We start from the raw sequence: 10299 nt of genomic DNA, 5'->3' as shown, positions 1-10299 counted from the left end.
TGTGTTGCTTTAGCCCCATCAAGCCATGCAGGGTTTATAATACAAGGGCGCAATAACCGAAGGGCATTGCGCCATATGTCTCAGCACTCATCCGCCACCGCCTCCAGCGCCGCGGCCAGGGTCTTCACCCCGATCAGTTTCATGCCCTTCACGCCGCCTCTGGGCAGATTGGCCGCGGGCACGATGGCGCGCGTGAAGCCATGCTTGGCGGCGGTGTTCAGCCGCTCCTGGCCACTGGGCACCGGGCGAATCTCGCCGGACAGCCCCACTTCACCAAACACCACCAAGTCGGTGGGTAGCGCACGGTCACGCAGGCTGGAGACGATGGCCAGCAGCAGGCTGAGATCGGCGCTGGTTTCCACCACCTTGAGGCCGCCGACGACGTTGATGAACACGTCCTGGTCGCCGACCTGGATGCCACCGTGGCGGTGCAGCACCGCGATCAGCATCGACAGTCGATTCTGGTCCACGCCGACCGCCAGCCGGCGCGGGTTGCCGAAATTGCTGTCGTCAACCAGGGCCTGCAACTCCACCAGAATGGGCCGGGTCCCCTCCCACACCACCATCACCACGCTGCCGGGGGCGGGTTCATCGGCGCGCGAGAGGAAGATCGCCGAGGGGTTTTTGACCTCGCGCAGTCCCTGCTCCGTCATCGCGAACACGCCGATCTCATTCACCGCGCCAAAGCGGTTTTTCACCCCGCGCAGGGTGCGAAAACGGTTGTCGGTGGAACCCTCCAGCATGATGGAACAGTCGATCATGTGCTCCAGCACCTTCGGCCCGGCGAGGCTGCCGTCCTTGGTCACGTGCCCCACCAGGATCAGTACCGTGTTGGTCAGCTTGGCGTAGCGGATCAGGTAGGCGGCGCTTTCACGCACCTGGGGCACGCCGCCCGGTGCCGAGTTGACGTCCTGGTGGCTCATCACCTGGATGGAATCCACCACCATCAGCCTGGGGTTCTGTCGTTCGGCCACGGCGCAGATCGCCTCCACGCTGGTTTCACTGAGCATCTGCAGGCTGTCGGTGGGCAGCCCCAGTCGCTGGGCGCGTAGCGCGACCTGTTGCAGGGACTCCTCACCGGTGACATAGAGGGCAGCGTGGGTCTGGGCCAGGCGACACAGCACCTGCAACAGCAGGGTACTCTTACCCGCGCCGGGGTGGCCGCCGATGAGGATCGCCGAACCCGGCACCAGTCCACCGCCCAGCACGCGGTCCAGCTCGTCGACACCGGTACCCATGCGCGGCACCGCGGCCAGGTCGATATCGGCCAGGGTTTTCACCTCCGACAGGCTGCCCGCGTAGCCCGCGAACTGTCCGGCCTGGGGCTTGCTGCGGGCGCCCGTGGCGGGTGCACTGGGCCGAAACTCGGTGAGGGTATTCCACGCGCCGCAGTCATCACAACGGCCCTGCCACTTGCCGTAGTCCGAACCGCAGTCGCTGCACACATAGACCGTCCTGATTTTTGACATCGACTTCGGCTCCTAGCCCGGTAAAACCGTGTCGGCCGGAGTCCCGCCGGCAGCGCCGATATAGCGGCGGGGGACGCGGGCCGTGACCCCACAAAATAGTTCATAGGCAATGGTGGAGGCCGCCTCCGCCACCACCTCGGCGGGCAGGCCCTCACCCCACAACACCACCTCGTCGCCCACCTGCGCCTGCGGCTGGGTACGCAGATCCACGCAGATCATGTCCATCGACACCCGCCCCACCAACGGCACGCGCACCCCGTTCACCAGCACCGGGGTGCCCGTGGGGGCATGGCGCGGATAGCCGTCACCGTAACCCATCGCCACCACCCCGACCGGCAGGTCTTCGGGGCACTGCCAGGTGGCGCCATAACCGATCGCATCGCCCTGGCGGCACGCCTTGATGGCGATCAGCTCGCTGCGCAGGGTCATCACCGGGCGCAGGCGGCGGGCGGCGCCGGTTTCACCGAGAAAGGGCGAGACGCCATACAGCATGATGCCGGGACGGTTGATATCGCTGTGGCTGTTCATCCAGCCGAGGATGCCGGCCGAGTTGGCGACACTGCATTCACTGCCGGCCGCCTGGATGGCGTCCTGCGCGGTGAGCAGTTCGGTAAACAGTGACAGCTGTTGCTGGGTGGCCGGGTGCTGAAAGTCATCGGCACAGGCCAGGTGGGTCATCACCCGTGGCGGTTGCTGCACCACCGCGCAACGGGTCAGCCGTTGCCAGATGGCGGGCAGCTCGGTGCCCGCAAAACCCAGTCGGTGCATACCGGTGTCGATCTTCAGCCAGACCGACACGCGGCTGGCGTCATCAACCGGCGCCAGGGCCTCGAGGGCGGCCAGCTGGGCCTCGTGGTGGACCACCATATCCAGCCGATGCCGCTGAATCACCGCCAGTTCGTCGGCCTGAAAAAAGCCCTCGAGCAGCAGAATGGGCTGGCGGATGCCCGCCTCCCGCAGCTGCAGCGCCTCGTCGAGCGTGACCACGGCAAAGCCGTCCGCCGCCGTCAGGGCCTGCGCCACCGGCACCAGGCCGTGGCCGTAGGCATCGGCCTTGATGACCGCGTACTGTTTGGCGCCGGGGTCGGCGGTGTGGGCCCGTTGCAGATTGTGCCGCAGGGCATCGAGGTCAATGACGGCCTGCGCCGCCCGTGTCATAGGCTGGGCTTCATTAGGAATATCCGTCGTCATCGGAATAGATGTCGTGGATGAAATTTTCAAAGCGGGTGAACTGGCCGATGAAGGTCAGCCGGGTGGTGCCGATAGGCCCGTTACGCTGTTTGCCGATGATGATCTCGGCGGTGCCCTTGTCGGGGCTGTCTTCGTTGTAGACCTCGTCGCGATAGATAAAGGCGATGACGTCGGCGTCCTGCTCGATGGCGCCCGACTCGCGTAGATCCGACATCACCGGGCGTTTGTTGGGCCGCTGTTCCAGACTGCGATTGAGCTGCGAGAGCGCGATCACCGGCACCTCCAGTTCCTTGGCCAGGGCCTTGAGTGAGCGGGAAATCTCGGAGATTTCGTTGGTGCGGTTTTCGCTGGTGCCATGTACCTGCATCAACTGCAAATAGTCGATCACGATCAGCCCCAGTCCGTGTTCCCGGCTCAGGCGCCGGGCCCGGGCGCGCAGGTCATTGGGCGACAGCGCCGGGGTGTCATCGATAAACAGCGGCGCCTCGGCCAGAATGCCCACCGAGGAGGTCAGCCGCGGCCAATCCTCATCTTCCAGCTTGCCGGTGCGCATCCGGTGCTGGTCGATGCGGCCCAGTGACGACAGCAGGCGCATCGCCAGTTGCTCGCCGGGCATTTCCATACTGAACACCGCGGTCGGCACCCTGGCCTGGATCGCGGCATTTTCCGCGATGTTCATCGCGAAGCTGGTTTTGCCCATGGAGGGTCGACCGGCGACGATGATCAGGTCGCCCTTTTGCAGGCCGGAGGTCTTCTCGTCGAAATCGGTCCAGCCGGTGGGCACGCCGGTGATGGGGTTGTCCTGCTGAAAGAGCTCGTCGATGCGATCGACCGCCTTGACCAGCAGATCCTTGATCGCCACAAAGCCCTTCTGGGCCCGCGCGCCCTGCTCGGCAATCTTGAACACCTCGCGCTCGGCCTCGTCCAGCAGCTCCTCGGTGCTGCGCCCCTCTGTCTGATAGGCGCTGCCACAGATGCCATTGCCGACGGCAATCAGCTGGCGCAGTACCGAGCGATTGCGGACAATCTCGCAGTAGGCCTTGATGTTGGCCGCGCTGGGAGTGTTCTTGGCCAGGGTGCCCAGATAGGCCAGCCCGCCGGCCTCTTGCAGCAGGTCATTTTTGTCCAGCCACTCGGCTAGGGTCACCACATCGCAGGGGCTGCTGCGCGCCTGCAAGGCCGCGATGGCGCGGAAGATCAGCCGATGATCGCGGCGGTAAAAGTCCTCCTCCACCACCATGTCGGCGGCCTTGTCCCAGGCCTGGTTGTCCAGCATCAGGCCGCCCAGCACCGACTGCTCGGCCTCGATGGACTGGGGGGCAAGCTTCAGCGCCGAGGTGGCGGAATCGGTCATTTCGGAGGGATAGGCTAGTTCGTGCATGGTCTGCTCATGGTAACTGAATGCGTAAAAAAAGGGATGGCGCGATGGACCGAAACCCAAAAAAATCGCGCGTGGTTCGCTTGAGATGCGACTGTGCCGCCGCCCCAACGCAAAACGGCGGCGCTTTCTGCAAAGCACCGCCGTCTGGCGTGTCGGCCCCGAAACAGACCGGTCGATCAGGCTAGCCCCCGTGCAGGGGCTTGCTCGGGTGTCGCTATTCAGCGACGACGCTGAGCTTCACGACGGCGACCACATCACTGTGCAGCTCGATGTTGACGTCGTAGTCACCGATGTGGCGCAGCGCACCTTCGGGCAAACGGACTTCCGCCTTCGAGACTTCGATACCGGCCGCAGTAATCGCCTCAGCGATATCGTGGGTGCCGATCGAGCCGAACAGTTTGCCTTCATCACCGGCCTGCTGGGCGATGGTGATCTGCAAGGCCTCAAGGCTGAGCTTGCGAGTCTGGGCAATAGCCAGTTTCTCGGCGGCGACCTTTTCCAGCTCCGCGCGGCGTTCCTCAAACTTGGCCACATTGTCCTTGGTGGCGGACACGGCCTTGCCTTTCGGGATCAGGAAATTACGGCCGTAACCGGCTTTAACGTTGACCTGTTCACCCAGGTCCCCCAGGTTCTGCACTTTTTCCAACAGAATCACGTTCATTGCGCCTACCTCAATTCAATCTTACGTTAACAAAAAATTCACTGTTGTTGCGGGCCGATTCGCCGGCGAAAATCCGCCCAGGTATCAACCAAACCCAACACCGCGACCAAGGCCATCAGCTGCGGCAATACAAACAGCATCACCAGATACAATACGATCAACCAGGCCTTGTGCAGTTGCCGTTTGGCCACGATGGCGTGGATCAGCGCCAGCCCCTGCAACACATAAAGGCTCATGATCACGATCACGATCTCGCCGGCCATGTGGCTGAGCACGCCCAGCGGCAGCAGTGTGACGACGATGAACCCGAGCGACACCAGGGCGATGCGTTGTCCCATGCGCAACTCATAGAATTCGTCGCGAAAACCGCCCGGGTTGTACAGCTGTGCCTGCCAGCCCCGCGCCAGGTATAGACACATCACCGCGTTCAGGGTCATGCCCGCAGCCGCGATACCGGTCATGATCCTGGCGATACTGGCCAAAATCGCCACCACCGCCTCACGATCCGCCAGCGGCCCACCGGCCTCCATTGCGGGTTCAAACAGGGTGAGCAGTACCTGCTCCCACCATGCCGTCACATCACCCACCAGGGCATAGACAACCAGCACACCGACAATCCCGATCACCCCGGCCATGGTGGTGGCCAGGGTCAGGGAACGCGTCTCGCGCAGCACCCAGGCCAGGATCCACAACGGCAACCACAGCACCAGCAAAAATATGCTGCCGATCCAGGCATTACCCAGCGACATATAGGCCAGCAGGGCCACAAAGGCCGCGCTACCCAACATCACCAGCGCCCCGGGACGCACCCCCGAGCGCAGGGTGACCAGGGCCACCACCGCGCCACTGACCACACTCAGCGGTGGCAACATCATCGCCAGCACCGCGGTGCCGACGGCAACCAGGATCGCCTGACTCGGCCCACGCAGAATAAAAGCGGCCAGTGCCTTCATTTCATTCTGCCGGTGATCATTCTCATTTCATTCACCATCGACCATGCTGCCTGGCCAACGGCAGGACTGACATCAAATCTACTGATGTGAGTCGCTGTACGGCAACAGGGCCAACACACGGGCGCGCTTGATGCACGCCGTCAGCTGGCGCTGGTACTTGGCCTTGGTGCCGGTGATACGGCTGGGCACAATTTTGCCGGACTCCGAGACATAGGCCTTCAGGGTATTGAGATCCTTGTAGTCGATCTCTTTGATACCTTCCGCGGTAAAGCGGCAATATTTTCTACGACGATAAAAACGTGACATTCACTTATCCTCTCAACAATTCTGTTCGTTTCTGTTTACAGGTAACAGCGTGTACCGGCAACAGCCGTTTTAGGCCTCAGCGCCCAGCTCGTCTTCGGTATCCAAAGACTCGTCGGCATCCGGGGCGCTGTATTCCGCTTCCGGTTGAGGACGACGATCACGCGCCTCTTCTTCCTTGGAGCGTGCCAGCGGGGAGGGATCAGTGATGGCGGCTTTGGTCCGCATTACCATGCTGCGAATCACGGCATCGTTATAGCGGAAAGCGGTTTCGATTTCTTCCAGGGCCGTGGCGCCGCACTCGATATTCATCAGTACGTAATGGGCCTTGTGCACCTTGTTGATGGGATAGGCCAGATGGCGGCGACCCCAGTCTTCCAGGCGGTGAATGCTGCCACTGTCGGCTTCAATGATGGATTTGTACTTTTCGATCATGGTGGGAACCTGATCGCTCTGGTCAGGGTGGACCAGAAACACGATTTCGTAGTGTCTCACTAGCATTCCTTATGGTTAAAGCCCCCTGCGGTCCTCGAAGCGAGGCACACCACAGTGGAGCAAGGTTTGTTGCCCTTTCTAAAACGACAGGGGGCAACCTGAATTTTGAGCGGCGAATATTACAGAAGGAACGGGGTGATTGCAATGAATGCGATCACCCGGTGCTGCGCTGTCGCAGGGCCTCGAACAGGCACACCCCGGTGGCCACCGAGACATTCAGGCTTTCCACGCTGCCGGCCATGGGGATCTTGACCAGGAAATCACAGTGTTCCTTGGACAGGCGCCGCAGGCCCTGCCCCTCGGCGCCCATGACGATCGCCAATGGGCCCCTGAGATCGGTCTCATGCAGGGTTTGCTCGGCGTGGCCGTCCAGCCCCACCAACCAGATGCCGCGCTGTTTCAGATCCCGCAGGCAACGCGCCAGGTTGGTCACCTGCACGAAGGGCACGGTCTGGGCCGCGCCGCTGGCGACCTTGATGGCGACCGGGGTCAGACTGGCGGCACGATCCCGGGGGGCGATGACGGCCTGCACCCCGGCGGCGTCGGCGCTGCGCAGGCAGGCGCCGAGATTATGGGGGTCGGTCACGCCATCCAGGATCAACAGAAAGGGGGGCGCATCCAGCCTGTCCAGCAGGCCATCCAGTTCGGCCTCGGTATAGACCCGGGCCGGCTCGGCCCTCGCCACGACACCCTGATGGCGGCCATCCGGGGCCAGGGCATCCAGTTCCTGTTTGCCCACCGTATGCACGGTGACCCCGGCCGAGGCCGCCTGTTCGAGAAGCTCCGCCATGCGCTTGTCATGACGTTTGGTGTCCACCCAGATTTCCGTTACGCCCCCGGGAGAACGCTGCAACGCGGCCTGCACCGCGTGCAGACCGAACAGGTAATCGCTCATACCTCAGTTTTGGGTTTTGGCTTGCGGCGACGGCGGCGCTTTTTCTTCACCCCGGCCGGCTTGCCTTCCTCGCTAGACGGGGTGTCCTGCACGGCGGCTTCCGGCTGTGCTGGGGCCTTTGTCCTGCTGGCCTTTTTCTTCGCAGTCCTTTTCCGGGGCGGCGCATCGGCCGCTGCGCTGTCAGCCGACACGGTCGTCGCGGCCGATTTTTTGCCGCCCCATCGGGCCGATTTTTTGGCGGATTTTTTCGCCGGGCGCGAGGTGGAGAGCGCGGCACCCTCCTTGCTCAGCATCTCAAAATCGATCTTTTTGTCGTCCAGATCCACCCGCGCCACCCGCACCCGCACCGAGTCGCCCAGGCAATAGGAGGTGCGGCTGTGCTCACCGGTGAGGGTGTGCTTGGCCGCGTCAAAATGATAGTAGTCATTGCTCAGGGAGGTGATGTGCACCAGCCCCTCGACATAGATATCGGCCAGCTCCACGAACAGGCCGAAACCCAGCACCGAGGTGACAATACCGTCGAAGCTCTCGCCCACCTTGTCCATCATGTACTCGCACTTAAGCCAGTCGGTGACATCGCGGGTCGCCTCATCGGCGCGCCGCTCGGTGAGCGAACAGCGCTCACCCAGCTGCTGCATTTCCACATGGGTGTAATGAAAGGTTTTGGCCGCGCCGGCCCCGCCACCCACCAGCTTGTTCAGGGCCCGCTTCACGCGTTGCATGCCGCCTTTCTTGATCTGGTTGCCGGAACGCAGCACATGGCGAATCGCACGGTGCACCAGCAGGTCGGGATAACGGCGGATGGGCGAGGTGAAATGCGCATATTCTTCCAGGGCCAGGCCGAAATGGCCCTTGTTATCGGGGCTGTACACGGCCTGATTGAGACTGCGCAGCATCACGGTCTGGATCAGATGGGCATCGGGGCGTTCCCGCACCGACGCCAGCAGGGTCGCATAATGGTTGGCCTGGGGCTTGTCACCACCGGGCAGGTCCAGGCCCAGCTCGGACAGGAACTCACGCAGCGCGGTGAGTTTTTCGGCCTTGGGGGTCTCGTGGACGCGATACAGGGTGGGCATTTCATTGGCCGCCAGGAACTTGGCCGCCTCCACATTGGCCGAGATCATGCACTCCTCGATCATCTTGTGGGCATCGTTACGCACCAGCGGCACGATGCGATCGATCTTTTTACCCTCACCGAACACGATGGTGGTCTCGGTGGTCTCGAACTCAATCGCGCCCCGACGTTTGCGGCAACGGTCAAAGATGCAATACAGCTTGTGCAGGTTTTGCAGATGCGGCAACTGATCGGCATATTCTGCGCACAGGGCCTTGTCGCCCTCCAGCATCGCCGCGACCTGGTTGTAGGTGAGTCGCGCATGAGAGCGCATCAGACCCTCGAAGAAGCGATGGCTTTTGACCTTGCCATTGCTGCCGACGATCATCTCGCAGACCATGCACAGGCGATTGACCTTGGGGTTGATGGAGCACAGGCCGTTGGACAACACCTCCGGCAGCATGGGGATCACCCGGCCCGGGAAATAGACGGAATTGCCGCGCTCAACGGCCTCTTTGTCGAGCGCCGAGTTCACCGCCACGTAGTGCGACACGTCGGCAATGGCCACCAGCAGGCGCCATTCCTTGCCGTCCTTGCCATGGGGCTCGCAATACACCGCATCATCAAAGTCGCGCGCGTCCTCACCGTCGATGGTGACCAGCGGCAGCGCGCGGATATCTTCACGATCAGCCACTGCGGAGTCCGGCACCTCGGCCCTGAGGCCGCCGACCTCGTCGTCCACGGCATCCGGCCATGCATGCGGCAACTCATGGGAACGCACCGCAATATCGATCTCCATGCCCGGCGCCATGTGGTCGCCGACAATCTCGATCACCCGCCCCATGGGCTGACGGCGGCGCGTCGGCTGCTGCACCAGCTCGACCAATACAATCTGTCCGTGCCTGGCGTCACCGGCATTTTCCGGCAGCACCGCGATGTCATGCACCACGCGCTTGTTATCGGGGATCACGAAGGCCATGCCGCCTTCGAGCTGGAAGCGCCCCACCACCTGATGGGTGTTGCGTTCCAGCACCTCTACCACCACACCTTCGCGGCGACCGCGACGATCGATACCCGACACGCTGGCCACCACGCGATCACCGTGCATCAGGGCGCGCATCTCGCGGGCGGACATGAACAGGTCATCACTGCCGTCATCGGGGATCAGAAACCCGAAGCCATCGGGATGGGCCTGGATGCGACCGCGCACCAGGTCCATCTTCTCCAGTGGGCCGTAGCCGTCACGCCGGTTACGCACCACCTGGCCATCGCGCTCCATGGCGCGCAGACGTCGGGACAGGGCCTCGGTCTCATCCGCCTCATGCAGGCCGAGCACCTCGGCCAACTGCTGCCAGGTCATCGGCTCGCCCGCCTCGGCTAGCGTCTCAAGAATGAGTTCCCGGCTGGCGATCGGCTTATCGTATTTACGCGCCTCGCGCTCGGCATGGGGATCGCGGGCTGGTTTGGAGTGTTTTTTGGACATTTATTCTTATCTTTGAAGGTTGATTTGCAAGCGGTTCCAGGGTGAATCATCAGAATGATTCTTATGAGTAATGGTCGGGCAATACACGCTTAAGCAATGATAGCCAAACAGACTGGAACCGGTTCAGGATTTTCTGTCGCGGGAAGTATACGCGCTTTTGACCGGCAGAAGTCGTTTAACGCTTAATGAGGCCCATATATGGCCCATGTGAGGCCATAGAAACCGGCCATCGAGGCCCGCTACGACAGACAAGCCTGGCGCACCGCCGCCCTTCAACCGTCCGGAAGGGGTCCTGCGCAGACACCGTTATAGAATATTCAAATCGCCCTGTAAAAGGCCGACCGACGGGCCTCTGGCGAAGTATTTTCCAATCCATAAATGAGTCTGAAGGCGGGTTGCGGTCAGCCGGTTTTC

The 10299-nt window shown here is 62.3% G+C and carries 9 protein-coding genes; all 9 read right to left on the bottom strand.

Annotated elements, in window-relative coordinates:
• Positions 1-80: 80 nt before the first annotated feature.
• Positions 81-1469, bottom strand: coding sequence for a DNA repair protein RadA (gene radA, locus RRB22_15610; protein MDT8385828.1), 1389 nt, complete (start codon positions 1467-1469; stop codon positions 81-83).
• Positions 1470-1481: 12 nt separating this feature from the next.
• The gene (alr, locus tag RRB22_15605; protein ID MDT8385827.1) at positions 1482-2627 is read right to left on the bottom strand and encodes an alanine racemase; all 1146 of its coding nucleotides are present in this window, start codon (positions 2625-2627) and stop codon (positions 1482-1484) included.
• A 13-nt stretch (positions 2628-2640) separates the two neighbouring features.
• The gene (gene dnaB, locus RRB22_15600; GenBank protein MDT8385826.1) at positions 2641-4041 is read right to left on the bottom strand and encodes a replicative DNA helicase; all 1401 of its coding nucleotides are present in this window, start codon (positions 4039-4041) and stop codon (positions 2641-2643) included.
• 214 nt (positions 4042-4255) lie between these two features.
• Positions 4256-4702 (bottom strand): 50S ribosomal protein L9, encoded by a 447-nt coding sequence (rplI, locus tag RRB22_15595; GenBank protein ID MDT8385825.1) that lies wholly within the window; start codon positions 4700-4702, stop codon positions 4256-4258.
• Positions 4703-4740: 38 nt separating this feature from the next.
• Positions 4741-5655, bottom strand: coding sequence for a DUF2232 domain-containing protein (locus RRB22_15590; GenBank protein MDT8385824.1), 915 nt, complete (start codon positions 5653-5655; stop codon positions 4741-4743).
• 78 nt (positions 5656-5733) lie between these two features.
• Positions 5734-5961, bottom strand: a complete 228-nt coding sequence (gene rpsR, locus RRB22_15585) for a 30S ribosomal protein S18 (GenBank protein MDT8385823.1) — start codon at positions 5959-5961, stop codon at positions 5734-5736.
• Between the two features lie 69 nt (positions 5962-6030).
• Entirely contained in the window at positions 6031-6453 is a 423-nt protein-coding gene (rpsF, locus tag RRB22_15580) for a 30S ribosomal protein S6 (GenBank protein ID MDT8385822.1), read from the bottom strand.
• Between the two features lie 154 nt (positions 6454-6607).
• Positions 6608-7348 carry a 23S rRNA (guanosine(2251)-2'-O)-methyltransferase RlmB gene (gene rlmB / locus RRB22_15575; GenBank protein MDT8385821.1) on the bottom strand — a complete coding sequence of 247 codons (741 nt, stop codon included), beginning with the start codon at positions 7346-7348 and terminating at the stop codon, positions 6608-6610.
• The gene (gene rnr / locus RRB22_15570; protein ID MDT8385820.1) at positions 7345-9885 is read right to left on the bottom strand and encodes a ribonuclease R; all 2541 of its coding nucleotides are present in this window, start codon (positions 9883-9885) and stop codon (positions 7345-7347) included. Before rnr ends, rlmB begins: the two co-directional genes overlap by 4 nt.
• Positions 9886-10299: the final 414 nt, after the last annotated feature.

The sequence above is a fragment of the Gammaproteobacteria bacterium genome, from assembly GCA_032250735.1.
Taxonomy (GTDB): Bacteria; Pseudomonadota; Gammaproteobacteria; order SZUA-152; family SZUA-152; genus SZUA-152.
Note: the sequence above shows the minus strand (reverse complement) of the source record. Positions and strands in the feature narration are given on the sequence as shown.